The organism is Liquorilactobacillus satsumensis DSM 16230 = JCM 12392 (assembly GCF_001435195.1).
GTDB classification, from domain to species: Bacteria; Bacillota; Bacilli; order Lactobacillales; family Lactobacillaceae; genus Liquorilactobacillus; species Liquorilactobacillus satsumensis.
In genome coordinates, this window is sequence record NZ_AZFQ01000045.1 from 1 (window position 1) to 231 (window position 231).

1 protein-coding gene is annotated in these 231 nt (G+C 52.4%); it reads right to left on the reverse strand.

Translation table 11 applies throughout. The features are described from left to right. The coding region (locus tag FD50_RS07440; RefSeq protein WP_156653516.1) for a glycoside hydrolase family 70 protein at window positions 1-231 on the reverse strand (231 nt) is incomplete at both ends.

The window sequence follows — 231 nt, forward strand, 5'->3', positions numbered from 1 at the left end:
AGCAGTGCTGCTGGCAGTGCGCGCATCTTGGGTACTGCTTGCTCCCACTGGAACCCAGGCGGCTAAGTAACCCGAAACCTGCGGATCACTGACTCCAAAAATCGAATCGCGCTTGAAGATTAACTGCCCTAAGTCGTTGGTGTACACTACCGGGGCCCCATCATCAGCAGAATAAACCTTTAGGCCTTCTTTAGTAGTCAGCAAAAGTGCGCGATAGGCTTGGTTTCGATG